Genomic DNA, 25354 nt, shown 5'->3' with positions numbered 1-25354 from the left:
CATCTTCCTTTACGGCGAGATCATGAGACGGTTGTCTTCCTGATGGTCTTCAAAAATAATCCCGTCCTGCTTATATTTTTTAAGAATAAAATTCGTTTTGGTTGAAAGTACAGAGTCTATCGGAGACAGTTTCTCCGACACAAAATTAGCGACTTCACGCAGGTTGCCACCTTCCACTTCAACGAGCAGATCGTATGCACCTGACATGAGATATACGGATTTCACTTGCGGATAGAGATAAATGCGTTCGGCAATCCCTTCAAAGCCACGACCACGCTCCGGCGTGATCTGCACCTCAATCAGGGCCGTTACTTTTTCATCATCTATTTTGCTCCAGTTCACGACGGTTGCGTATTTCACGATGACGTGGTCTTGTTCAAGCTGTGCCACGGCGTTTTTGATCTTGTCTTCCGACTCCCCCAGCAGCGTCGACAGCAGTGCGGGAGTCCTTCTCGCGTCTTCCTTCAACAGATCCAGAACTTTTAGTTGCAGATCGTTCAAATCTTTCATGGTTTTCCCTCCAGCGTCATCCAGGTTCCTGAAAATGAATTAATACTTATATTACATGAATTTAACGTTGATGCATAGACAAAAGACCGCCTGCCTTGAATTCGGGCAGGCGGTGGTATGGTCCTGGAACGCTAGGTGCTTCAAACCTCTTTTGCAAAGGTTACATGTAATAAGGGTTACCGTAATTCGGCTGATGCTGAGGCACATTAGGAGCTTGGCTATACGAGCTGTTCTGCGTATTCTTTTCCTGAATGAATTGCTGACACTTCTGTTGGGTCTGGTGTGCAGACTGGATTTGCTTGTCCACATCCTGACGGAGTGCTTTGGCCGACACAGAATACATGTTGTTTTGCTGCATCAGATTGAACAGTTCTCCTTGCAATCTCAGGGTATCGTTTGTTAAATCGGTGAACATTCGACGTGTCATGGGGCATGAAGCTTCCGTAGTCGCAGTCGTATATTCACGCGAGGTTCGTCTTAAATCTGCAAGGATCGACTTTAGCAGATCCTGCTCCTGCATAAAAGAGCCATTAGATGATAAAGATTGAGAATACATGCGTTTTCCTCCTATACAGTTAGAGTAGTGTTCAATTACTGAGCTTGCGTCGGTGCAAGAGACTGATGTTGCTGAAGCGCATTGACAAGTGTGTTCAGATGCTGTTCATGTGAGCGAACATAGTGATTCAGTGCCTGTTGAATTTGTGGATTATGTGTGATGGAAGCTGTGGCTGCACACTGCTTAATCAGCAGTTCTTCATTGGTGATCGAGTCCGCAATATAGTTTAATTCCTTGGGACTTAATGCTTGCATCGTATGATTCTGCATGTTTCGCTGGCCTCCTCGGCATATAGTTTATGCGCAATTATTGTTAACCCGGTCACACAAAAGTATACAAATTTAAATTATAAAAGGAGATGTTTCTAATGGATCTGGTCTATGGCACACCTTTCTGGCCCTCCACTTTCAATTCAACATTTAATTATCCTGCTCTGCAAGAAGACATCTCTTGTGACTGCCTCATCATTGGTGGGGGCATGGGGGGCGCGTTGACATCTAAACTACTGACGGAGCAGGGCGTTAATACCGTTGTCATTGATAAGCGAGACATTGCTCACGGCAGCAGTTCTGCCAATACAGGTCTTTTACAATATACCAATGACAAAACACTAACCTCATGTATCAACACTTTTGGTGAAGCGACAGGCGTACGTTTTTATGAGCTGTGTCGTGAAGCCATGAAACAGCTTGCTCGAATTGCAGACAGTCTGGATACAGACCCCTGGTTTATTCCGCGAACAAGTCTTTGTTTTGCAAGCAGTGAAGATGATGTGGCCCAATTGGAGGAAGAATATCAGACCTTGAAGCGTTATGGTTTTGAAGCCGAACTGTGGGATGCCGACAAAATAAGCCAACATTTCCCCTTCAGCAAACCCGCTGCCCTATATACAATGGGAGATGCAGAAGTGAATCCCTATCGTTTTGTTCATGCCTTGTTTGAATCCGCAAATAATCTTGGCGCTCGAATTTATGGTCAGACCGAGATGATACACTGTGAGTACGATGAAGAAGGTGTATTATGCCACACTTCCAACGGTAAAATCCGTGCGAAGAAGGTCATATTTGCTGCCGGTTACGAGACACAGGATATCAAAAAGGATCGTGGAGCCTATCTGAAAACGACTTATGCGATTGCTACCAAACCGTTGTCTGATCTTAGTGAATGGTTTGAACACAGCATGATTTGGGAGACGGCACGCCCCTATTTATATATGCGAACAACACCCGACGGAAGAATCATCGCAGGCGGTTTGGATGAAGAAATACCTCGGGAGGATCAACGTGAAATACGAGCAAGACATCGGGGAAATACACTCCTGGAAGAGGTCCGCTCCTATTTCCCTTTAGATGATCTTGAAGTCGATTATGCCTGGGGTGCCGTGTTTGGTAATACGAATGATGGCCTCCCACTGATCGGTACACATCCCGATTATCCGCATTCATATTTTGTAGAAGGTTATGGGGGTAACGGGACTGTATACAGCATGATTGCTGCTTCCTTAATTGTGGATGCAATTGCCGGCAAACCAAACCCCGATATGGATCTATTCTCACTCACACGTACAAGTAAACCATCTCCTGCAGGAAAATAAATCAATACAAACAGGGTACAGCACACGGAAAGTTCTCTTTCCCGTCGCTGTACCCTGTTTCTATATTTGGAAACCTGCTAAGCCGAAGGCTCTCGCCCTTCCGTTCGGTTCAATAATTTGCGCATGAAGATCCATCCGATTAGCGGAGAAGCTCCGAGGACAATAATAAGCCAGGTTAACATACGTAGAGACGGATCATTTAAGACCGTCACAATGAATATGACCAATCCAGATAGTCTGCCAAGCATCAGGCATAACTCTCTCAAAACGACAAGTTCAACCCTTTTCTCCACATTTTCGCCACTTGTGCCCATCATGTCGAATCCCGCTGATATCATCGGCAGTACATACAACGGCATCGCAACAGCACTCCCAATTCCCATGATTAACAGGGTACCATAGGTGACTTTCCAGAGAAGAGGAAAGAGCACAACGAGCAGAATGAGGGCTCCAATGAACATGCCTTTCGATCTGAACTGTGGTTTGAACCATTTCCCGGCTGCCCAATAACTTACGAGTGCCACAGCTGAAGTGATGAGTGAGAACTGCCCCAATTTGTACTCCTGTTCCGTGGCCAAAAATACCAACAGTGCAATCAGGAAGGCAAAGACACCTTCCCTTGCGCCCTGAGCGAATAACCCCAAGGCTAAGGTTCTCCAGGGACTATTTGGTTTGGATAGCTGTATCCAGGGTTCAGACCAGCGGTATGTACCGCTCACCTTTCTTTTTTTCAGAAAAAAACTGAAGACTACCGCGATAACATAAATGACAAGCGATACCGTAAAGATCAGCCGATATCCTGTGTTGTCTGTCATGCGAGTAATAATTAGACCGGAGAACCAAGGACCTATAATTCCTGTCATCGAACCAAGTAACCCGACCCAGCCATTGAATAGATCCCTGTTTTCCCGATCCGTTATTTCAAAATACACAACATTAAATGCGATCCAGAATAGCCCCAGTGAACAGCCCAGTAGTATACCTAAAGGCCATATCCAGTCTACAGCTTTGGAACCAGCCCATAGGACGATCATATAAAATATGCCGGACAGCGCAGTACCTAGTCGTAGTGCACTCATTTTATTGTGTTCCTTGACCCATTTACCAGCAAGCCAGAATGTCAGTCCAATGGTCAGTTGCTGGCTGAGAGTGAACCATCCCAACATGGCATAATCCGGGCGGCTTTTCCACAGAAACACATTCAAAAAGGTTCCCGACAGCGCTCCGGCTAACGCAAACAATCCATTCACGCCCAAAAGCAGAATGGATTGTCGGCCTAAAGTAATCTTCATCTGCTCCTCCTTCATCCACCTGAAGTGAACTGTGTACAGGTAGGTCTTAGGGTTAACGTGCCCCAAGCAAGAAGAAAACATGATGAATCTTCAGGATTGCTTTGAAATTGTGGTTTGTATCTAGGAAACGCTTATTCCTGCGTACTCAGGTTCTGAATCAGACGCAGACGGTCTTCCTCAGACAGACTGTATTGAACTTGGAAACATCCCGAGCATATATAGGTCAGCACCTTAAAAGGTGGTGACAATAGTGACCCTTCGCCTGAAGCTGCGTTAGCAACGGGCATGAAGTTATCCTGCGTAGTAGATTTCGTACCTGCAAGAATCATGAACTCCCGGCAATTCGGGCACTCCGGTACTTCTTCCTGATGATCAAGTTGCTTCTGAACACCTTGTTCGTACTGAATGAGGTCATTACCTTCATCCGCATATTTGGTCAACGTTCGTAACTCCGGCAATTTGAGTTCAACTTCATCCCCCCACAGATCTGTAAGATCCGTAGTCTGTTCCTCATCTTTTACATCATCCACATCATAGATGTCGTCCTCTGCTTCATCGTTCTCTTCGTCACCGATGTTAATGTTGAGCGTTCGATACCCCTTCAATTCATTGTGGCAGTATGGACACTCTTCTTCAGGGCCGAGTTCCTCATCCCATACAATTTCCGTTTGACACCAAGGGCATATTGTTGTTTCCATATTCAATCAACCTTTCTCTTTCATATCATCATGTATTCATTACATAGATCACACCGATGGCAAAAAACACGATCGATGCCGCAAACAGAATCCGTATCAATATCTTCATGACCGGTCCCCCTAGATAATGCTCGCGCCAATAACAAACGACAGCGAGACTGAAATAATCATGGATATCAATCCGACAGCTCGGTTATCCGCTTCGATCTCCTTATCAATGGAGAACACGGGTGTCAGGAATTCGAACAAAAAATAGGCAATGAGCAGAAGAATAAACCCTACAAAAGACCACGTCATGGCTTCATATACCGAAGATTTGGCCTGTATGCAGAACCGCAGTACGTTGCAAATCCCGAAGATCTTGCCTCCTGTAGCCATCGCAACAGCCACATTGCCCTTCTTGATCTCAGTCCAGCATTTATACTTGGTCACCAGTTCGAAGCAAGCTAGAAACACAAGCAGCTCCATAATCGCTACCGAGAAAAAACCGAGTACCATCCCCAAAGGATGAGACAGCAATTGGTCAATGCTTTCTTTCACGCACCGTTCCCCTCTCCCCATCTGCGACCTTCATGAATAAGGCCGCAGAATATCATTGATTCATGGACCGGCTATTCCAATTCTGCGACGGTCACACCGTTTCCGCCTTCTCCGTAATTCCCCAGCCGGTAACTTTTAATATGTTTATGCTTACGCAGGTAATCCTGAATACCGGAACGTAAAATTCCTGTACCTTTACCGTGAATAATATAAACTTGGCCCAGATTGGCAAGAAACGCTTCATCAATGAATCGGTCTGTCTCCATCAGAGCTTCTTCCAGGTTGGTGCCACGCAGATCCAATTCACTTTTCACATTGTCATCACGGGTTCGTTTCATACCCGTTACCGGTTTTTGCTTCGGTTTGGCTGCGGGAGCCGATTGCTGTAGTTCCAGGTCATCCAGGGATACTTTCATTTTCATAATCCCCAATTGTACCATAGCGTCTTTGCTGCCCGACATCTCTACAACATGGCCTTTTTGATTCAAACTGTAGACAAGCACTTCATCACCAGGACCGATAGCACGAGTCTTCGGCGCTGTCGCCGTCTTCTTAACCGTTTTTCTGCGTTTCTCCGGTTCAGCCTCGTCCAGTTGTTTGCGGGCAGCAATGAGTTTGTGCTCCTTCACAGAAGCACCTTCTTCCATAGCCAACAGGCGAAGATCTGCTATAATCTTCTCCGCTTCCGCGCGAGCCTTGTCCACAATGCTGCGTGCATCTTCTTCTGCTTTTTCAATCCGGCGATCACGCTGCTGTTCCAATTTCTCAAGTTCCGTCTGATGACGGCTGCGTAATTTCTCCATATCCTGGCGCAAGTTCTCTGCCTTCTCACGCTCTTGTTCAGCCGTAAGACGGTTCTCTTCCAGAGAAGCGATCATGTGCTCAATCCGTTGATCCTCTTCCTTCACTTCGCCACGGGCGTAGTCGAGAATGTAACCTGGCAGTCCCAACCGCTCTGCAATGGCAAATGCATTACTTCGTCCAGGTACACCTACCAAAAGGCGATAGGTTGGACTCAATGTATTGATATCAAATTCCATGCTGGCATTAATAACGCCTTTACGCTCATATGCGTATGCTTTCAGTTCACTGTAGTGGGTGGTCGCAACCATGCGACATCCTGTCCGGTGCATATGCTCCAGCATGGAGATCGCCAGTGCGGACCCTTCAGCCGGGTCTGTTCCTGCTCCAAGTTCATCGAGCAATACCAGACTTTTCGGCGTCATGTTCTTCAGAATGCGAATGATGTTCGTCATATGGCTGGAGAACGTACTCAGATTCTGCTCGATACTCTGCTCGTCCCCAATGTCTGCATAGATTGCATCAAATACACATAGCTGACTTCCATCCTCTGCCGGAACAAATAAACCGGACATCGCCATCAGGCTCAGTAATCCAATCGTTTTGAGTGTTACCGTCTTACCGCCCGTATTCGGACCTGTCACGATAATGGATGTATAATCATTGCCCAATTCAATGTCGATTGGAACCACGTTTTCAATCGGTATCAATGGATGACGGCCTTTTTTCAGTTTGAGGAATCCACGGTCATTCATGCGTGGTAATGTTGCTTTCAGTTCACGAGCGAGACGTGCTTTGGCGAAGATAAAATCAAGTGATCCCAGCAAGTCGACATCATACAGCAGCCATTCTCCCTGTTCACTGACAAGTGCCGTCAATTTCTGCAAAATAATTTCTATTTCGCGTTCTTCCCGAATCCGGGTTTCGCGTAATTTGTTGTTCATTGCAACAATGGATTCCGGCTCAATAAACAATGTCGCACCCGAACCGGATTGATCGTGCACAATCCCGCCAAAGTACGAACGATACTCAGCTTTCACCGGGATAACAAAACGGTCTCCTCTGATCGTAATTAGCTGATCCTGCAGCATCTTGGATACGGTAGAGGATCGAATCATGGAATCCAGCTTTTCGCGAATCCGCGCTTCTCCGCCTCGCAGCTCACGACGAATTTGCGCCAATGTTACGCTTGCACTGTCGGCAACTTCTGCATTATCGTCAATACAGATTTTGATGACATCCTCAAGCGTTTTTTGCTCTGACAGTTGGTCACTGATATAGAACAGAGATTCGATGGGCTCATCTTCATGCAAAGTACCAATCTGACGTTTCAAACGCCGCGCTGCATAGGTCGTATTGGATATTCCCAAAAGTTCGTGAGGGTTAAGTGTGCCTCCAATCTCAGCACGTTTAATGGAAGCTGTAATATCTAAAATTCCCCCAAACGACGGGGAACCTTTCAGGCGATCAAATGTGAAGGCTTCATCGGTTTGCTGCAGCAATCGCTTCACTTCTTCAAGTTCACTGCTTGGTTCAAGTTGCTCCGCTTTCTTTTTTCCCATGGTCGTCTGGGCAAAGCTAAGCAATGTATTTAAAATTTTGCGATATTCCAGTGTGTGTAAAATTTTCGTGTCCAAGTGTACAACTCCTTCCAAACTATATCTGTATTATAACGAAAGAAACTTTCTTACGCTATTTAACGAATCCTTCCACACATAACTTATACCACAGCACCACAAACTACAGGTGTCAGGATTGTGCAACCTCTCCATCCTCTTGGAGTTGCCTTGCTCAGTTCAATCCGAATAAAAGGAGGTAAACACCATGAATTTCCTGGGACATGTCGTGCGATTTATCATCGCCGCAATTGTATTAATGGTGGTTAGCTGGATCGTTCCCGGATTCGCCGTTGGTGGTTTCTGGAGCGCCCTGCTGCTTGCTCTCGTCATTGCCCTGCTCGGCTGGATTGTTGAAGGCATTTTCGGCAAAAGGGTCAACCCGTTTGGTCGCGGTATTGTCGGATTTATCGTTAGCGCACTGGTGATTTGGCTTGGTCAATATGTTGTAGATCATGTTGAAGTCAGCCTGCTCGGTGCCATTCTAGCTGCGCTGGTTATCGGGATTATCGATCTTTTCATCCCGGTATCCACCCCTTTTGATGCCGGACGAAGCTCTAAGAGTTAATCTCCATTTCACCTTAACGTCCCCATGAATTTTCTTAAACCTCTGAAGGCCCCGTGCCGGAAGAGGTTTATTTCATTCGGGCAGTAGCACTCTCTGCCGTACACGTACAATTTTCAAAAAAACGACATACCCAGCGTGTACAGGCATCCACATATTGCGGTATGATGACTGGAGCAATCATTCAAATTTTATCCATATCACGCTTTAAGGAGGCACATGATGAAGAAAGGCATAACATGGCTCGCTGCCTGTATGTTAATTCTGGTCCTCACTGCATGTGGAGGGGCGAAACAGTCCACTGAATCTGGCAGCAATGGATCTGATGCTGAAGTTACAGCCAGTGAAGAACTGGTCATCAAGGCAAGCAACTACGAATTCGATCAACCTGAGTACCATCTTAAAAAAGGCGTTCCGGTTAACATTGTTTATGAAAATGTAAACGGAAATCACGGTATGCTTGTGCCTGAGCTGAATCTTCAACTGGATACCAAAAACAGCTCCAAAGTCATAACCCCGGACAAAGTTGGTGAGTTTGAAATGTCCTGCTCTGTCTTCTGTGGTTCAGGACACAGCAGCATGATTTCCAAAATTATTGTTGAAGAATAGGTTTCAAGACAAGGAGCCCCCGCAGCGACGGGAGCTCCTTCTTTAGTATAACAAATTGTACCAGAATACGTTGCCCACGAGCCAGTCCTGCTGTATTCATTCCTCTAGGTCTGGTCCTGTTCAATCAGTTCAATCCATTCGTTATATTCCGTCTGCAATTTCGTATATTCATCATGCAACTGACGATATTCCGTGTTTAGCTGCTCTGCCTTCTCCTGCTCCATTTCACGTTCAACCTGTAACAAACGTAATTGATTGGCCGCTAGTTCGTAACGCTCTCCCATCTCAAGCAGTTCGGTTTCCATGATCTCTTTCTCTTGAGTGGCTTCTGCACGCAACTTGTCCAATTGCTGTCGTTCTTGCTCAAGTCCCTCCAGCAATTCGCTACTTGCGGCACTTTCCTTCTTCCAAACCGTCAGTTCATTCTCAAGTGCAGCCCAGCGTTCCTGCCAGGATTGCTCCTGAGCCGCCCATTCATCTGCACGGCGTTGCCACACCTGGTCGTTCTGCTCTGCTTGCTCAACGCTTGAGCGCAGTTCTTCTTCACGTCTCGTCAACTGCTCCAGACGGGATGCCAACTCAGCCTGTTTCACTGACAGTTCTTCGTGTTTGATCTGCCACTCCAGTGCTTCTTCCTCGGTCTGTGCCAGTCGGCTCTCTTGCTGCGCGTAACGCTCCGAAAGTTTAGCTGAAGAACGTTTTTCTTCTTCAAGCGCGATCACAATTTCTTGCTTCTCATTGCGCAATTCATCAATTTTGGAACTGTAATTCTCTTCCCGTTGTAACGCATCACTGTAATCATTACGGATTTGTTTATAGTTATCCTGAAGTCGGTTCAGCTCTTCCCGAACAACATTGAGCTCAACTTCAAGCTCTTTGCGCTTCTCTTCTAAGAGCTCTGCATCCTTCTGATATTGCACAGCCTCTTCATGGTTGAAACGAGACTCTTCCTTCACTACGGACAATTCATCATGAAGAGATTGCACACCAGACTCCAACGTTTCATTTTGTTCAGCAACTTCGAGTATCTGATTCTCCAGATCCCCGATCTCAGCCAATCGCTGCTCGGCAAGGTCTTTCCAGGACTTTTCGCGTTCCGTAAGTGTGCCGATCTCATTCTGCAATGTACGCACGGCGGCATGAGCCTGTTCAAGCACCTTATGCAGTCTGCGCTGTTCCGCTTCCGACTTCGCTTCAGCCTCACGAAGGCTTTGGACTTCCTGTTCAAGCTGTGCATGTTGCTCCTGAAGTTTGCGCAGCTGAGCGGTGAGAGAGGTTTCTCTATCCACAGTTTCATTATACTTCTGCTTCCATTGTTCCTGTAAATCACGGGATTGCTGGGCAGCCTGTTCCGTTTCACGAAGAAGCTCCTGCAACTGGGAACGGTCCTCTTTCAACTGCTCGAGTTGCTGCTCCAGTTCCGTAATACGGCGAGTCTGAACTTCCTGCTCCTGTTTACGGACGTCATGCTCATGACGCAACGTTTCCAATTGACCACGCTCGTGCTGAAGCTGCTGTTCTTGCTCTGCAACCATGTCCTGTGCACTGATAAGCTGGGTCATCACTTCTTCCAATTGCTCTTCGACATCCAGCAGTCGAGTCTCCGCCTGTTTACGTTGTTCCTCAAGCTGCTGTTTGAGCTTGCCCCGTTCTTCTTGCAACAAGGCCTCTGCCGCCGCAGCGGCTTCCGTTGCCTGAGATTCTGCTGCTTCCTTGGCTTGTTGCAATTGTTCCTCGAGGGCTGCTTCTTTCTCCATCCATTCGAGTTCTGACTGTTCGGATAGTGCTTTGAACTCCGCATTTAATTGGTTAATCTGATTCAGGCGCTTCTGCTCCGCTTGTTCCTGCAAGGCAGCTCGCTCCTGATTTGCTTGTTCCGTCAGAGCCTGAGTCTGTTCCAGCGCTTTTTCTTCAGCCTGCTGGAGCTGAAGTTCCATCTGTTGCTGAAGTTCGTTATATTGCAGCGCCGCCTCTTCTTGAGCTTTCTTCAGGTTGTTCTCTGCCTGCTCCAACTCCAACAGGATGGCGGACTCGGCTTCTTCCTTGGCTGTCTGAACCTGCTGTGCTGCCTTGGCTTCAATTTGTTGACGTTCTGCAACGGCACGGCTTTCGGCTGCTTTTAATTGAGCGGCAGTCTTCTCCTGCAATTCCTTATATTGCGCCGCAGCTTTGGCCTGCGCCTGCTGCAATTCGGCGGCAGAACGGTTCTGAGCTTCTTTTAGCTGAGAAGCAGCCTGTGCCTGGGCAGTTTTAAGCTGATTTGCCGCTTTTTCTTCCATTTCCTTCAGCTGTCTCGTTCCCTTGGCTTCTGCTTCTTTCAGTTGTGCCGTAGCTTGAGCCTGCAATTTCTGCAATCGCTCCGTTGCCTGTGCACGCTCTTGCTCAAGCAATGCATTTAACTTGTCCATTTCTGCTTGCTTGTCCGTTTCAGCCTTTTGCAGCGCCTGCTCTGCTTCAAGCTTCAGCTTCTGCATTTCAGCAAGAGCCTGGTCACGACGTTCCAATTCTTTTTGATGTTCATTTTGTATGGCGTTCAACCGATTTAATTCATTTCTCAGTTCTGTACGTTCTCCAGTGAGCATCTTCAGTTCATTACGGAGCTCCTGAGTCTGAAGAGACTGTTCAGCCATATGTACAGCCGCCAGTACCGCAATACGCGGAGTATCCAGACGGGAATTTTGCTTGGAGATCGCGCTCATACGCTCATCTACCAGGTTAGCTACTTGTTTCATATAGTCGGCACTGCTGCCAACCAGTTTATAGGAAGTCCCGTAGATCTCTACGGTGACGCGTGTACGATCAGGTGTAGTCACAGTTGTGCCCTCCTTCAAGTCTGTATGTTGATTCTAAGCTGTAATCACAAAAAAGTCACATCGATCCTCTAATGCTAAGGATTCGATGTGACTTCAAACAATTCCTGCTAATCTTTGTTCAAAAAATGTTCTTCTGTCCTATTTACGCAATTCCGCTCCGAATTGCTCTTCCAGACGAGCCACGACACGGGCATGAACTTCAGTAACTTCCTCATCGGTCAGTGTACGTTCACGATTCCGGTACACCAGTGCCATTGCCACGCTCTTCTTGTTTTCGCCCAGTTTACTTCCAGTAAACACATCGAATACCTGTACGGTTTGTAACAATTCGCCCGCCGATTCACGAATGGTGCGCAGCATATCTCCCGCTTCAATATCCTCATTCACAACAACCGCGATATCACGTTCCATGGCTGGGAAACGCGGAAGTTCACGATAACGTATATCAGCGTCTGCTTCATTGTAGATCGATTCAAGTGCAATCTCTGCGATGTACACATCATTCAGATCATACTGCTGTTGCAGTTCCGGATGCAATTGACCCAATGTACCGATCAATGTGCCTTCCCCGCCATCCTTGCCATCCAGGTAAACCGATGCGGAACGTCCCGGATGGAATCCTTCAGGACTGTTTGCTACCAAGCGAATGCGTTGTTCAAGCCCCACATAGGCGAACAGTTGCTCGAGCGCACCTTTCAGATCGAAGAAGTCTACTTTTTCCGCTCCAACATTCCACTGCTGGCTTGCACGATTACCGGTGAGTAACAAGCCCAGTACCGGAATCTCATGTGGTTGCTTGGTTAACTGATCTTCTTCGGTGAAGAACACATTACCCACTTCGAATACAGCCAGTGAATCCTGTTTACGGTTCATGTTATACACCGCTGCATCCAGCATTTGCGGCAAAATACTCGTACGAAGCACACTGCGGTCCTCGCTCATCGGCATCGCGAGTTTCACGGCTTTACTTCCTTGTGTCAACGCTGGGAATAATGTCGCTTTATCCGGGTGTACAAAGGAGTAACTGATCATTTCTTGCCAACCGCTGCCTGAGAGCAATCCACGAATGGTGCGACGCATTGCTTGAGAGCGTGTATATGCCCCCGGAGTCGTCGGTCCTTCGATCCAGGTCGTTGGAATGTTGTCGTATCCATACAAACGTGCAATTTCTTCAAACAAGTCTACATCGAGGGTAATATCCCCTCTGCGTGTTGGTACTTCCACATCCAGCAATCCCTGATCTGCATCACCACATGCAAAGTGCAAGCGAGCGAAGATCGTTTTCACCTCAAGCAAAGACAGATCGGTTCCCAGATAACGATTCAGTCTGTCCAGCGACAATTGAATGACACGTTTCTCCGCAGCTTCCGCTCCAGCTTCCACGATGCCCTGATGCACTTCACCATCAGCATAACGCTGAATCAGTTCAGCCGCACGATCCAAAGCCGTAATCACCGCACCCGGGTCCACTTCCTTCTCAAAACGCATGCTTGCTTCGGAACGCAGCCCCAGTTGGCGCGACGTTTTCCGAACGGTTCCGCCATCGAACTTGGCGGACTCCAAGAGCAGATTCACCGTGCCTTCCGATACCTCGCAATTCTCGCCGCCCATAACCCCAGCGATGGCTACAGGTTTCACGCCATCCGTGATGAGCAACATGTGCGGCTCCAGCTTGCGCTCCTGCCCATCCAACGTAACGATCGTTTCGCCTTCGTTGGCCATGCGCACTTCAATATGGCCTTTTTCCAACTTATCCGCATCGAAAGCATGCAGCGGTTGACCGTATTCCAGCATGACATAGTTCGTGATGTCAACGATGTTGTTGATTGGACGAACACCTGCAGCCATCAGACGGTTTTGCATCCACAGCGGGGAAGCACCCAGCTTAATGCCCGTTACGTAACGAGCTGCATAGTGACTGCATTGCTCCTGCGCCTTAATCTCTACAGAGATATGATTCGTAGCCGGATCACCAACTTCAACCAGTTGGTCTTTGGGACTCGGCAGCTTCACTTCACGACCCAGAATGGCACCCACTTCATAAGCGGCACCACGCATGCTGAGACAGTCGGAACGGTTCGGTGTCAGGTCAAGTTCAAGCACATGGTCGTCGAGACCAAGAACTTGGCTGATTGGTGTGCCAACCTCTGTTTGTTCCGGCAGGACGAGAATGCCTTCCTGCTGATCTTTGGGCAGCAATTTATCGTTCATGCCCAGCTCTTTGGCGGAACAGATCATGCCAAGGGATACCACACCGCGTAGTTTGGCTTTTTTGATATCCAATCCACCCGGAAGCTTCGCTCCAACCAGGGCTACGACTACCTTTTGGCCGGCATCCACATTTTTCGCACCACACACGATCTGGAGATCTTCTTCCTGACCTGCATCGATGACACATACATTCAGTTTGTCTGCATCAGGGTGTTTCTCCTTGCTCTTCACATAACCTACAACAACTTTATTCACGCCCTTGTTGCGGTTCTCCACTACATCAATCTCAACACCCGCACGGGTGATTTTCTCCGCCAATTCCTGTGGCGTCACACCTTCAAGGGAAATATAATCAGACAGCCAATCTGTCGATACTCTCATGAACGTTCACTTCCTTAATCTATATATTTAGTGTTGCCGCTCAAGCATCCGAACGAATGATATAACATAGGTCATGGCTTGATCAGTTACTATCGTCAATCGTCAAAATTACAGCCGACCGAATTGCTTCAGGAAGGTCAGATCACTATTGTAGAAGTGACGGATATCATCAACACCATACTTCAGCATGGCGATACGTTCTACGCCCATTCCGAATGCGAAACCACTGTATTTCTCCGGATCATAGCCGCCCATTTCCAGTACTTTCGGGTGAACCATACCACCACCCAGAATTTCAAGCCAGCCTGTTTGCTTACATACCCGACAGCCGCTGCCGCCACATTGTACACAAGTTACATCCACTTCCGCACTTGGCTCCGTGAACGGGAAGAAGCTTGGACGCAGACGAATTTCCGTGTGGGATCCGAACATTTCGCGTACGAATTGCAGTAAAGTTCCTTTCAGATCACTCATACGAATGTTTTCGCTGATGACCAATCCTTCAACCTGGTTGAATTGGAAAGAGTGCGTCGCATCGTCGTCATCACGGCGGTACACTTTACCTGGGCAGATGACTTTCACAGGCACTTCGCCCTTCATGCTCTGCATGGTACGTACTTGAACCGGAGACGTATGGGTACGCATCAACAAGTCTTCAGTAACATAGAAGGAGTCCTGCATATCGCGCGCCGGGTGATTCTTCGGCAGATTCAATGCTTCAAAGTTGTAATAGTCCATTTCGACTTCAGGACCTTCCGCAACGCGGTATCCCATTCCGATGAAAATATCTTCGATCTCCTGTACCACTTTGGTCAGTGGATGCAGTCCGCCTTGACGTCCACGACGTCCTGGCAAAGTCACATCAATTTTTTCGGATTGCAGACGCTTCGCCGTCTCTTCCTTCTGGAACTGATCCTGCTTGCTGTCGATGACTTCCTCAATGGCAGCCCGAACATCATTGGCTACTTGACCAATAACCGGACGTTCCTCCGCACTAAGTGCGCCCATACCTCGCAGAATTTCAGTCAATGCACCCTTTTTCCCCAAATACTTCACACGCAGATCACTAAGCGTCTGCGGATCATTCACACCAGACAACTGCTCCAGCGCTTCGATCTTCAATGCCTCTAAACGTTCTTTCATGTGTAATTGCCCCCTTTTTGTGGTGTTTTTGCAACAAAAAAAGGCCTTCTCTCCCCTGAAGGGACGAAAAGACCGTGGTACCACCCTTGTTAGACATCCATTGCTGCACGGACCTTTTGGCCTGCAACTGGTTTTGTCTCACTTTGTACGGAATAACGACCGTTAACCGTTTGCCCCTACTGTTGCCTCTGTGTCTGCACACAGACAGGTTCAGGGAACCGCTTCGGAGTGAATTTCGGCAGCCTTGTTCTACAGAAACGCTCTCAATCTACGGCGCTTCCTCCCTGTCCAGAGGTACTGCTTACTTATCTCCATCATCACGTTTATTATTAGTTAAACCTATATCGATATAATCATCGATGATCGTTCATAATTATATGCAAAATAGATCGAAATAGCAAGCCGTCCATGTTCTAATTTATGCTTGCACCCTTATCTTTCAATTGTTTCAGGCGCTGCTGGATTTCGCGAATCTCAGCTGCCTCGACTGCTCGCTCATTCGAATGCTCGGGCTGTGTCAGACTGTCTTTTCCAACAGTACTCACAGGAGACAGCAACTTCGACAGACGCATCTCCAATCGTAACCGCTCGTCATCGGATTCCCGAGTCTCCAGCGCACGCTCCCGAAGTTTGCTGGACTGCTCCCAATCCGACACCCCTCCTTCAAACAGGGTTGCTGTGCCCCCAGCCTCCAGATCACACAATCGATTCGCGAGTGTCTTCGTGAGCATCCGGTCATGGGATACAAGCACCAAAGCACCTGAAGCCTGTTTTAATACATTCTCCATGACTTCCTGGGTATCGATGTCCAGATAGTTCGTCGGTTCGTCCAGCACAAGCAGATTCGCTCCGCCAAAATACAGTCTCAGAAATGCCACTCTGCACTTCTCCCCCATGCTCAAATCCCCAATACGCTTAAACACATCATCCCTGGAAAAGAGGAAACACCCCAAAATGGTACGAGCCGCACTTTGTGTCATGGATGGAAGGGTAAGCAAACTATCCAGCAGTGTTAGATTCTCGGGAAGCCCTTCCAGCTCCTGTGAAAAGTAACCGATTTTCAGCTGTGGATGCCGTGTGACCTTGCCTTGCGAAGGTTCCAGCTCACCAATCATCAACTTTAACAGTGTCGTCTTGCCCGTTCCATTAGGACCCCGTACAGCAAGCCGATCTCCACGTTCAACAGTGATTCGAAGGTTGCGAAGCACTGGATCGTTACCCGTATAAGAAAAGCTCACCTCTTCCAGTGCAAGAAGCTGGCGTGCAGCCAGTGGGTTCATCTGCAATTCCATGTTCAACTTTGCAGCTTCACGAGGTTTATCCACCCGTTCCCGCTCCAAACGTTCCAGCTGTTTTTGTTTCGCATGGTAACGTGAAATATTTTTGTTGGCTTTGGCCTTGTAGAAGCTCTGAGTGATCTTCACCTCCACATCGGTCGCTGAATTGTGCGCTTTATGGAACCATTCCTGGTAGTTGCGAATCGTTTCTTCCAACGCCTTTCGCTCCAACTCCTGCCTGCGGTAGATCGTTTCCTGTTCCCGTAATTCACGCTCTTTGTGGAGCTTGTATTCGGAGTATCCACCTTTGTATTTTGTCAGGGCATCTGCACTGAATTCAATCACTCCTGATGCTACCTGATCAATAAAGGTTCGATCGTGAGATACAAATAACAGCGTACCTTCGTATGAGGATAACCACTCTTCAAGCCAGCGCATGCTTCCCTCATCCAGATGATTCGTCGGTTCATCCAGGATCAGGAATTTGGGCTTGCTGACAAGCAGCCCCGCCAGGCGCGCCTTTGTTTTTTGTCCACCACTCAAGGAATGGTAGGGTCTGTTCCAATGCTCTGCGGATAATCCAAGACGTGTCAGTACCTTCTCTACCTCGGTCTCCCACATATAACCATTCAGCTGTTCATATTGCTCTAGGACTTGCGTATAGGCTGCAAGCAGCTCATCATTCGCTTCAGTGCTAGTGCTCAAACGTTGCTCCAGTTCTTCCAAGTTCCGTTTCACTTCATAGATCTGTCCGCTCTCTCGCCGGACCGCATCCAGCACATTCATGCCCGTCTCAATCTCCGAGCGCTGCCGCATGAACCCCCATTCCTGCTGCGGAATATGACGTTCAATCCGTCCACCACCATACTCTTCTCCCAAAATGATACGTAACAACGTCGTCTTGCCGCATCCGTTGCGACCCAAAATGGCGAGTCGTTCGCCCTCATTAATCTCCAAATTCAATCCTGTAAACAATTCAATACCGTTCCACTCTTTTGATACTTCATGTAAGCGTACCAATGTCATCATGAGGCCTCATCCTTCCTGCATCCTTTTTGGTGAACAAAAAAAACCGCTGGCATCAGCCGGCAGTTTGGCAATTCAGGGTTGGATCAAGCATTCAAAGACAGATCTAAGGTAAGTTACGGCATGAACAAAGAAACCCCAAACACAGGGTACACGTAAACCTTCAAGGCTTACTTGTTCCATACCTGATCCCATAGCTGAATTTGGACACACGAATCCCCTCATTGCTCAGCCGCTTTGGCTGACTGCGTTATAAAACCGTCTGCAGTTAACTGGGGTTCAATTCATGTGTTTTACTTCATGGGACGTATGGTTACCTCTCATTCATGTGTAGTATCCATTTCTCCGTTATTGTACCAGATCATTGTAAAAAAGCAAAGGTTATATATATTAAATCAAATAATACTTACTACTCGTCACTCCGATGACACAGCAGCCTCCTGGTTGCTTATATTCACAATTTTTTTTAAAGACAGAATTTTTTTAGACAGAAAAAAAGCCCTTGCATCGCAACAAGGACTCCGGTACTGCTTCGTTAAGCGGGTGATGGGAATCGAACCCACGCTATTAGCTTGGAAGGCTAAAGTTCTACCATTGAACTACACCCGCATGATTGTTAAGTTCCTTCAGAATTTAACAGTGATTTTACAAATAATAATATACCATGATCCTCTATAGCATGCAAGTCATATTTCCCATTTTTTTCATTATGCAAACCAAATTAAAAAGCAGGAGCACCCTCGCGCCCCCGCTGTCCACTATCCTGTAGGCTTATCCACATCTCTTAAAAACTGCATTTCAAATTCAGCGGCTTTAATCGGTTTACTGAAAAAATAACCCTGTGCCTCGTGACAGTGTTGATTGCGAAGAAAGACCATCTGATCTTCGTTCTCCACGCCCTCAGCTGTCACTTTTAGTTGTAAATGATGCGCCATTGAAGTAATGGTGGATACAATTGCAGCGTTATTGCTGTCCTCCATGACTTCATTAACGAATGATCGGTCAATTTTGAGCCGATCAATCGGCAGATCCTTCAGATAGTGCAACGAGCTGTATCCCGTTCCAAAGTCATCAATACTGATATGCACACCAATTTCTTTAATTTTGCGCAACTGTTCGAATGACCGGTCTTTGTCAAATGTCATGCTCTCTGTAATCTCCAGTTCAAGCCATACAGGCTCCAGCCCAGTTTCTTTGAGAATGCCATTGATATTGTCCAACAAATGCGAATGCCTGAATTGTCTCATCGACAGATTCACTGACACACACAGTTTACGATAACCGGCTTCCTGCCACAGTTTGTTTTGTGCACATGCTTCACGAAGCACCCATTCTCCAAGCGGTACAATGAGCCCACTCTCTTCTGCCAGAGGAATAAATTCCGCCGGAGATACCGAGCCTCGCTGCGGATGCTGCCAACGTACCAATGCTTCCATGCCAACGATTAACCCGCTTTGCAGATTAACCTGTGGCTGGTAGACCAGGTAGAACTGACCTCGATCCAACGCCTTGCGCAGATCATTCTCAAGCTGCAAACGTTCCTGTGCCTTCATCTGCATCGCATGGGCAAAACGATTCAGTTCCATCCCTTGTTCCTTTGCACTATGCAGAGCTGTATCTGCATTCTGAATAATCTCCTGTGGCGACTCACCATCATGTGGGAAAATGGCCATCCCGATTCCAAGTGTAAGATGATACTCATTACCATCAACCAAGACCGGCTTCTCAAAAAGCTGCAGAATGGATCTGGTCCGACGCAATGCTGTATCGGTTGAGCTGAAATCTGTCATCGTCAATGCAAACTCATCTCTTCCCAATCCAAAGACTTCTTCTCCTGGAAGTGACGAATGTTTCAGTCTTTGACCTACTTGACGCAAAACCCGGTTAGCTGCTTGCTGTCCGAGCGAATCATTAATGGTTTTGAACCGATTAATATTCAGCACGAGTACGCCGACAAGCTGTTCCTCCACCACGGCATCATCCATCATCTTTTTCAATCGCTGCGAAAGGCGTCGACGGTTTGGAAGACCTGTCACATCATCATGATGAGCAATATAGTTCATCTTGGCTTCCGCGACCTGCTGTTGCAAGAAAGGCGTATCCACTACGGACGTATACAGCCCTTTTTGAATGAAAAAATATGCCATACAATTACTAAGCAACCCTAACAGCAGATTGAAATCGTTCACTCCAGTTGCCGAAACAAAATAGCATTCTCCAAAGAAGAAACACAGAATGCCACATAGAATGGTTGGCAGGTCGCCGTTCCTGGTTTTTTTCCATTGTACAAACAGAAGAACGGCAATAACGCCATAGAGCAATCCGACCATAACATGAACTCGGGTGAAGGTCCCTCCAAGCACATCCCCATCAAGCATACTTGGCAACATGCTCCATTCCTGAATAGCCAGTATGTACAAAATAACAAAGGTGCCCAATGTCCCGCTGAACAGTAAAAATTTGCGCGGTAATGCAATTTCTTTCTCATTTAAGGTATACACGAGCAGTAAACCTACGGAACATACCAAAGATCCCATGGTTGACATCATTAAGGAGAACTCCGATTCCATCATGGCTCCATTTGGAATCTCTTCTGCAAATGAAACGATATGTACCAGTTCAAACAGCCCAATCAATAAAAAGAGTGTTGTTAATAATGCCCTCCGAAGCGTTAGCTTCTGTGTCCGAAACAACCAGCTTTGATTATAGATACCGATACAAGCGGCTGCCGCAGCGAATCCACCCAAGAGTGTCAAAACCGGGTAACCCGATATGATCAGATCAGAGCTTGAAGAAGAACGAAACCATTGACTTGCGACGAAACACAACAAGCCGCACACAGCGACCCAACTTATTTTTCTCTGATCTTGCAGATTAACCTTCATGCCGTGTTGTCCTTCCCGGGATCACCTATCCTGAATTACATTAACCAAACTTAACAACTTACTACACAATTCGACAAAAAAACGTATTAACCAACGTTCAATTCACATGCATACACATGCTATCTGGTACATAATAACATTTAATTTTGTATCCGTGAACTAAAAATTAGTTACTCCTAGGAATATTTATTCATAAATCAAGAGATAAACAAGGCATTAAGAACTAAAAAAACATGGATCTCCAGTTAGAGTCCATGTTTTCCTAATTTGCAACTGTATTTTAGACTATATTATTTATCAAAATTCACTTCAGGTGTTGTCAATTTATCATAGAAATCAACCACATTGTCTTTGTCTTCCGATGAACGAAGCGCCATCGCAGAACGTGGATGCTCGTCCAATGCACCTGTGATCATGTAAGGCAGAATGTAGCCCCATTCTTCTTTTTCTCTAAGAGGTACCATCAGCTGTTCCAATACACCGAGTACTGGGCGCAGATTATATTTCGTACCTTTCAGATGAGCTACGAGCAATTCGGTTGGACAGTTTCCTGCCGCACGTCCCATACCATATACAGAAGCATCAAGCAGCTCAACTCCCAGTTCCGCCGCAACCAATGTGTTGGAGAACGCAAGCTGCATATTGTTATGGGTGTGAACGCCAAGACGCTTGTTAGGCAAGTGAGTCTTGAACTTCTCTACCAGGTATTTCACATCATTATGATCCAGGCTACCGTATGAATCGACAATGTAAACCACATCTACGGAGCTTTCTTTGATCAATTCAAATGCTTCCAGCAACTCATTCTCCATAACATTGGAGAGTGCCATAATATTCAGTGTTGTTTCATATCCACGATCATGGAATGTTTGGACCAGTGCAAGTGCCTTGTCTACATCTTTGCTGTAGCAGGCAACCCGGATCAGATCCAGCATGCTCTCGCTGCGAGGCAAGATATCATTCTCGTCCACACGTCCAACGTCAACCAGTGCAGACAGTTTGGTATTGCCTTTTTGAGGAATAACTTTACGCAGGAAATCATCGTTCAGGAAACGCCATGGTCCTGCTTCCTCGGCACCTTTCAGTAACTTCGGAGAGTTTTTGTAACCAATTTCCATATAATCAACGCCAGCTTCGTTCAACCCAGCATACAGCTGCTGAACAAAGTCCACGCTAAAGTCCCAATTATTCACCAGTCCGCCATCACGGATCGTACAATCTACAATTTTACAATGATTTGTCTTCATTAATGTCTGCTCCTTTTCTGACCAACTTGTGTATTCCTCTCATGATACTTGAACGTGACAAGAAAAGTAAAGGGATTCCGGACTTATTTACTTCGATAAGATTTCCAGATTCGATCAATCTCAACCATATCTGTTTGATCCGGAACCTTCCCTCCATACCGTACGCTGTTATACGTATCTGGCAGTCTCGCAGACAGTTCATCTTCTTCTAACTTCACACCATTCTGAATAATGGTCTGTGCAGCCTCGAGCGGAGTGTGCGTCCCCTGTATCCCCACTCCTCGATGAGTGGCTCTTTCTATCCAAGTCCGATAGTAATACCGAACACGTTCAGCATCCTGTGCAGGTATCATTTTTTTCTTCCGAAACCAATTCTTTCGAACTTTTGCTGGTGCATCAAGCGTCTCACTCACATCGATATATTCCGTCCGTGGTTCTGCCTTTTTTTCACCAGGTTGTAACATTCCCTTGAATCGGTCCATAAGTCTGTTTATCGTTTTTTGCCCCAACCTCAGAAGCAGCCATAGGATTGCTCCTGCTACAGCACACATCACTACCCATCCGAGGATGTTCCAGAAGACTGAGGGCTCGGATGGCGGCTCTCTCCAGTCATTCGGTATATTTAGCGGCTGATTGGGGTTATCCATTGGTAATTGTGGCTCCTCGCCGGATATCGGACCAAACCATCCCCTGATCCATGCAAGCAAGCGGTCACGTAGCGGCCCCAGCCAGGCAGCTAGACTTGGGAAAGCACCGATCGCGACGATGACAATAATCATCCACATGAACCGCTGATGATTCGCACGTGCAAAATCTCGTAATACCAATCTTCTCTTGCCGTCATTGAGCATTGCCTGATCTAGTTGCAACATATATCGTCCAACCAGCCAAAAGGCAAAGCTGATCACTCCCGCAATATAGATCCATATACTGTAAGTTCGAATCGGCTGCATGAATTCCAACGAGTTCGAAGCAATCATAAGCACGATCGCACTGATTACACCCATAATCTGCAAGCGCCATAACAACACAGAATGAAAGACTGGCTGGAAGGTCAGACCTGCATAAGCCGAGATGACGCCACACAGTACCAAGGTGATGATATCCGGCAACGGTAGAATGAGGCTCATCCCAACAACGAATGCGAAGATAAATCCTACGACGAGTGCCGTTACTCCACGAATGAATGAACTTTTCTCGCCAAAATCCGGAATTTTATGCTGAATGAATTGTCCCAGCCCACCCAGGAGTACCACCAGGATGAATAATATATACGGCAAATGTTCCATTGCATAGAATGAAGTGAGCGTAAATATCGGAAATAGGTATATAGCAGCCATCAAGACGGCAAGCATCGCTATAAGCCCCTTGGTTGTCGCTACATGTCTGTTCCTCATGCACTCACCGCCTTCGTATTCCCCTTAACGTCCTCTACTGGCAGAATCGTCACACGATGTCCTTGTTCGTGCAGACGCGCAAGCTCGTACTCCATAGCGGCAGACACATAGGATGTAATCAGCAGATAGCTGCGGATTTGCTGTGCTTCTTCATTCAGACGTACTTCATCACTCAGGAATTGCTCCATGGGCACCATGCATTTCAATTCTGTCTCAGCCATAGCTTCCAGTAACCGCTCCAGATGGGGCGTACCATAATCCGGCTCAATCCGAAGGGTATCGCGGCCTCCACCCACATGATAACCATTATGGGCAAAGCCTGCCGGCAATCCTCTACCAATGGCATCCACTGCAGCCGTAGCAGCATAACGAAGTGCCCGTTCAATCTTTTCCGGTCGCGTGACAACACTCCACATATCTGCTGATTCCTGAATGTTGACTACAATCCAGGATTGCGGATCAGCTGTCCATCCCTGTTTGTAGACTTGTAATTCACCTGTACGTGCACTCGCTTTCCAGTGAATACGATTCATAGGGTCGCCTGCGCCATAAGGCCGAACACCCAGAATCAAGAAAGGATCTTCAACGATCCATCGAGATACTTCCACTTCTCCCTGCCATACCTGATAAATTGCAGGAAGTTCCTCTACATTCACTAATGAAGGATACACGACCATAGACATTTGCAAAGGAATCGGTTTGGTGGAACGCCACACACCAAAGAGATCCCCCCCTGTCATCGTTGCTGTATTTAATGGATAAATTCCACGCTGAGTACATGTAAAAGGGTGTTTGCGCGTAATACGAGTAAATGGTTTTAACGTAAAAATACTCTTATGATTTTGATAAATTTCGCCTTGGCTAATATCCATACCTGAGCCGGAACGAAATACAAACGACACGGGCATCATCGATTCAAGTCTGAGCCACGGTACGGAGACTCGTTTCTCATTCGAGATCGTCTCCACCATCTCAAGTTCATCTCCAGCGTAACAACGCAGCTTGCTGAATTGTCTGCTGTACTTGAGGTTTCGCAGTGCAGGTCGTCCGAACCACACACCATGTATAACAACGACAATGCCTCCTACAAGGACAAGCCATAATAATGCCATAAGACTAACGCCCGCTTGTAGCGAGGTTCTCCGTTGGCACTTCTGTCTGATTCAGAAGTTCCTGGATGATACGCTCTGCCAAGCCTTCTTGTTGTCTGATCCGGTTACGGAATACAAGTCGGTGGGCGAGCACGGGTTCCGCCAGAACTTTAATATCATCCGGCAAAACAAAGTCTCTGCCATGAAGTGCAGCCCAGGCCTGACTCGCCTTGAGTAATGCCTGAGCTCCGCGTGGACTTACGCCAAGCGAGAGTTCGGGATGTTGCCTTGTCGCTTCGGTTAACTGAATGATATACCGCAGCAAATCTTCGTTGATTTGCACGGTTTTATACGTATCCTGCGCCTTCAAAAGTTCTTCACGACTGATCACTGACGTGAGATCATCAACAGAACGACTGGCTACCGTACGTCTCAAAATTTCTACACTCTCTTCACTGCTTGGATAACCCATGCGAATTTTCATCATAAACCGATCCATCTGAGCCTCGGGTAGTGGAAAAGTTCCTTGGTTATCCACGGGGTTCTGGGTGGCAATAACGATAAATGGCCGTTCCAGCTGTCTCGTTGAGCCGTCGATACTGATCTGGCGCTCTTCCATGCACTCCAACAAGCTTGATTGCGTACGCGGTGTAGCCCGGTTAATCTCATCGGCTAATACAAGATTAGCGAACAGAGGCCCCGGTCTGAATTCAAAATCACCTTCTTTTTGATTAAAAAAATGAATACCTGTTAAGTCAGAGGGCAACAAGTCCGGTGTAAACTGTATCCGCTGGAATGTGCAGTCCAATGAAGAGGCTACCGATTTGGCGAGCATCGTTTTCCCGGTACCCGGTACATCCTCCAGCAGCACATGTCCTGACGCTATGATCGCTGTCATCACCAACTCTATGGTATGCTCTTTACCCACAATTACTTTTCCCACGTGATCCATCAATTGTTGATTCATTCGTTCCATGTCTTGGATTTCCATCTGCATCTCATCCTTCCGTTATGGAGCTTATGTATTCGCATTCATTACTAACTATAACCCTAATTGGCAACATAAAACAAAGGAGTCGGCAAATGGCCAACTCCCTTATTC

General features: G+C 47.0%; 19 protein-coding genes and 1 tRNA gene. 3 read left to right on the top strand and 17 right to left on the bottom strand.

Annotated elements, in window-relative coordinates:
* Positions 1-9 precede the first annotated feature (9 nt).
* From MHH93_RS08410 to MHH93_RS08400, 3 genes are all read right to left on the bottom strand, one after another.
* Positions 10-510 (bottom strand): Lrp/AsnC family transcriptional regulator, encoded by a 501-nt coding sequence (locus MHH93_RS08410; protein ID WP_024628343.1) that lies wholly within the window; start codon positions 508-510, stop codon positions 10-12.
* Between the two features lie 160 nt (positions 511-670).
* Positions 671-1066, bottom strand: a complete 396-nt coding sequence (locus tag MHH93_RS08405) for a spore coat protein (protein ID WP_500053657.1) — start codon at positions 1064-1066, stop codon at positions 671-673.
* Positions 1067-1101: 35 nt separating this feature from the next.
* The gene (locus MHH93_RS08400; RefSeq protein WP_339240841.1) at positions 1102-1335 is read right to left on the bottom strand and encodes a hypothetical protein; all 234 of its coding nucleotides are present in this window, start codon (positions 1333-1335) and stop codon (positions 1102-1104) included.
* 98 nt (positions 1336-1433) lie between these two features.
* On the opposite strand from MHH93_RS08400, the gene MHH93_RS08395 reads away from it, so the two are divergent.
* On the top strand, positions 1434-2660 hold the full coding sequence (locus tag MHH93_RS08395) for an NAD(P)/FAD-dependent oxidoreductase (protein WP_500053656.1): 1227 nt from the start codon (positions 1434-1436) through the stop codon (positions 2658-2660).
* A gap of 77 nt (positions 2661-2737) precedes the next feature.
* Here the strand turns inward: MHH93_RS08395 and MHH93_RS08390 are convergent, their stop codons facing one another.
* From MHH93_RS08390 to MHH93_RS08375, 4 genes are all read right to left on the bottom strand, one after another.
* Complete coding sequence (locus MHH93_RS08390) at positions 2738-3952, bottom strand: MFS transporter (RefSeq protein WP_500053655.1); 1215 nt, start codon at positions 3950-3952, stop codon at positions 2738-2740.
* Positions 3953-4083: 131 nt separating this feature from the next.
* Complete coding sequence (locus MHH93_RS08385) at positions 4084-4650, bottom strand: hypothetical protein (protein WP_500053654.1); 567 nt, start codon at positions 4648-4650, stop codon at positions 4084-4086.
* Positions 4651-4770: 120 nt separating this feature from the next.
* Complete coding sequence (locus MHH93_RS08380; RefSeq protein WP_253432772.1) at positions 4771-5211, bottom strand: DUF350 domain-containing protein; 441 nt, start codon at positions 5209-5211, stop codon at positions 4771-4773.
* A gap of 50 nt (positions 5212-5261) precedes the next feature.
* On the bottom strand, positions 5262-7628 hold the full coding sequence (locus MHH93_RS08375; protein WP_500053653.1) for an endonuclease MutS2: 2367 nt from the start codon (positions 7626-7628) through the stop codon (positions 5262-5264).
* A 187-nt stretch (positions 7629-7815) separates the two neighbouring features.
* On the opposite strand from MHH93_RS08375, the gene MHH93_RS08370 reads away from it, so the two are divergent.
* Positions 7816-8175: a phage holin family protein gene (locus tag MHH93_RS08370; RefSeq protein WP_017689637.1), complete on the top strand. Its 360-nt coding sequence runs from the start codon at positions 7816-7818 to the stop codon at positions 8173-8175.
* A 216-nt stretch (positions 8176-8391) separates the two neighbouring features.
* Complete coding sequence (locus MHH93_RS08365) at positions 8392-8781, top strand: cupredoxin domain-containing protein (RefSeq protein WP_500053652.1); 390 nt, start codon at positions 8392-8394, stop codon at positions 8779-8781.
* Positions 8782-8885: 104 nt separating this feature from the next.
* Here MHH93_RS08365 and MHH93_RS08360 read toward each other — a convergent pair whose 3' ends face one another.
* The 10 genes from MHH93_RS08360 to MHH93_RS08315 all read right to left on the bottom strand — a co-directional run bounded on the left by MHH93_RS08360 (position 8886) and on the right by MHH93_RS08315 (position 25243).
* Positions 8886-11594 carry a cell division protein ZapA gene (locus tag MHH93_RS08360; RefSeq protein WP_500053651.1) on the bottom strand — a complete coding sequence of 903 codons (2709 nt, stop codon included), beginning with the start codon at positions 11592-11594 and terminating at the stop codon, positions 8886-8888.
* 138 nt (positions 11595-11732) lie between these two features.
* On the bottom strand, positions 11733-14186 hold the full coding sequence (pheT, locus tag MHH93_RS08355; protein ID WP_500053650.1) for a phenylalanine--tRNA ligase subunit beta: 2454 nt from the start codon (positions 14184-14186) through the stop codon (positions 11733-11735).
* Positions 14187-14294: 108 nt separating this feature from the next.
* Positions 14295-15329, bottom strand: coding sequence for a phenylalanine--tRNA ligase subunit alpha (gene pheS / locus MHH93_RS08350; RefSeq protein ID WP_047842255.1), 1035 nt, complete (start codon positions 15327-15329; stop codon positions 14295-14297).
* A 413-nt stretch (positions 15330-15742) separates the two neighbouring features.
* Positions 15743-17635 carry a ribosomal protection-like ABC-F family protein gene (gene abc-f / locus MHH93_RS08345; protein ID WP_500053649.1) on the bottom strand — a complete coding sequence of 631 codons (1893 nt, stop codon included), beginning with the start codon at positions 17633-17635 and terminating at the stop codon, positions 15743-15745.
* A 535-nt stretch (positions 17636-18170) separates the two neighbouring features.
* Positions 18171-18241, bottom strand: a tRNA-Gly gene (locus tag MHH93_RS08340).
* A gap of 149 nt (positions 18242-18390) precedes the next feature.
* On the bottom strand, positions 18391-20517 hold the full coding sequence (locus MHH93_RS08335) for a bifunctional diguanylate cyclase/phosphodiesterase (RefSeq protein WP_500053648.1): 2127 nt from the start codon (positions 20515-20517) through the stop codon (positions 18391-18393).
* Positions 20518-20807: 290 nt separating this feature from the next.
* Entirely contained in the window at positions 20808-21764 is a 957-nt protein-coding gene (locus MHH93_RS08330) for an aldolase catalytic domain-containing protein (RefSeq protein WP_192134670.1), read from the bottom strand.
* 83 nt (positions 21765-21847) lie between these two features.
* Entirely contained in the window at positions 21848-23161 is a 1314-nt protein-coding gene (locus tag MHH93_RS08325) for a hypothetical protein (protein ID WP_500053647.1), read from the bottom strand.
* A complete protein-coding gene (locus MHH93_RS08320; protein ID WP_500053646.1) occupies positions 23158-24273 on the bottom strand; it encodes a DUF58 domain-containing protein in 1116 nt (371 codons plus the stop codon). Before MHH93_RS08320 ends, MHH93_RS08325 begins: the two co-directional genes overlap by 4 nt.
* A gap of 4 nt (positions 24274-24277) precedes the next feature.
* Positions 24278-25243, bottom strand: a complete 966-nt coding sequence (locus tag MHH93_RS08315; protein WP_192134664.1) for an AAA family ATPase — start codon at positions 25241-25243, stop codon at positions 24278-24280.
* Positions 25244-25354: the final 111 nt, after the last annotated feature.

Source organism: Priestia sp. FSL H7-0729, from assembly GCF_038005685.1.
Classification (GTDB): Bacteria; Bacillota; Bacilli; order Paenibacillales; family Paenibacillaceae; genus Paenibacillus.
The sequence above is the reverse complement of the archived record's forward strand: the minus strand, read 5'-3'. Positions and strand labels throughout refer to the sequence as shown.

Bases quoted from the DNA above. Each gene is read 5' to 3' on its own strand.
- MHH93_RS08410 (WP_024628343.1), bottom strand. From the start codon at position 510: ATGAAAGATTTGAACGATCTGCAACTAAAAGTTCTGGATCTGTTGAAG.
- MHH93_RS08405 (WP_500053657.1), bottom strand. From the start codon at position 1,066: ATGTATTCTCAATCTTTATCATCTAATGGCTCTTTTATGCAGGAGCAG.
- MHH93_RS08400 (WP_339240841.1), bottom strand. From the start codon at position 1,335: ATGCAGAATCATACGATGCAAGCATTAAGTCCCAAGGAATTAAACTAT.
- MHH93_RS08395 (WP_500053656.1), top strand. From the start codon at position 1,434: ATGGATCTGGTCTATGGCACACCTTTCTGGCCCTCCACTTTCAATTCA.
- MHH93_RS08390 (WP_500053655.1), bottom strand. From the start codon at position 3,952: ATGAAGATTACTTTAGGCCGACAATCCATTCTGCTTTTGGGCGTGAAT.
- MHH93_RS08385 (WP_500053654.1), bottom strand. From the start codon at position 4,650: ATGGAAACAACAATATGCCCTTGGTGTCAAACGGAAATTGTATGGGAT.
- MHH93_RS08380 (WP_253432772.1), bottom strand. From the start codon at position 5,211: ATGGGGAGAGGGGAACGGTGCGTGAAAGAAAGCATTGACCAATTGCTG.
- MHH93_RS08370 (WP_017689637.1), top strand. From the start codon at position 7,816: ATGAATTTCCTGGGACATGTCGTGCGATTTATCATCGCCGCAATTGTA.
- MHH93_RS08365 (WP_500053652.1), top strand. From the start codon at position 8,392: ATGATGAAGAAAGGCATAACATGGCTCGCTGCCTGTATGTTAATTCTG.
- pheT (WP_500053650.1), bottom strand. From the start codon at position 14,186: ATGAGAGTATCGACAGATTGGCTGTCTGATTATATTTCCCTTGAAGGT.
- pheS (WP_047842255.1), bottom strand. From the start codon at position 15,329: ATGAAAGAACGTTTAGAGGCATTGAAGATCGAAGCGCTGGAGCAGTTG.
- abc-f (WP_500053649.1), bottom strand. From the start codon at position 17,635: ATGATGACATTGGTACGCTTACATGAAGTATCAAAAGAGTGGAACGGT.
- MHH93_RS08335 (WP_500053648.1), bottom strand. From the start codon at position 20,517: ATGAAGGTTAATCTGCAAGATCAGAGAAAAATAAGTTGGGTCGCTGTG.
- MHH93_RS08330 (WP_192134670.1), bottom strand. From the start codon at position 21,764: ATGAAGACAAATCATTGTAAAATTGTAGATTGTACGATCCGTGATGGC.
- MHH93_RS08325 (WP_500053647.1), bottom strand. From the start codon at position 23,161: ATGAGGAACAGACATGTAGCGACAACCAAGGGGCTTATAGCGATGCTT.
- MHH93_RS08320 (WP_500053646.1), bottom strand. From the start codon at position 24,273: ATGGCATTATTATGGCTTGTCCTTGTAGGAGGCATTGTCGTTGTTATA.
- MHH93_RS08315 (WP_192134664.1), bottom strand. From the start codon at position 25,243: ATGGAAATCCAAGACATGGAACGAATGAATCAACAATTGATGGATCAC.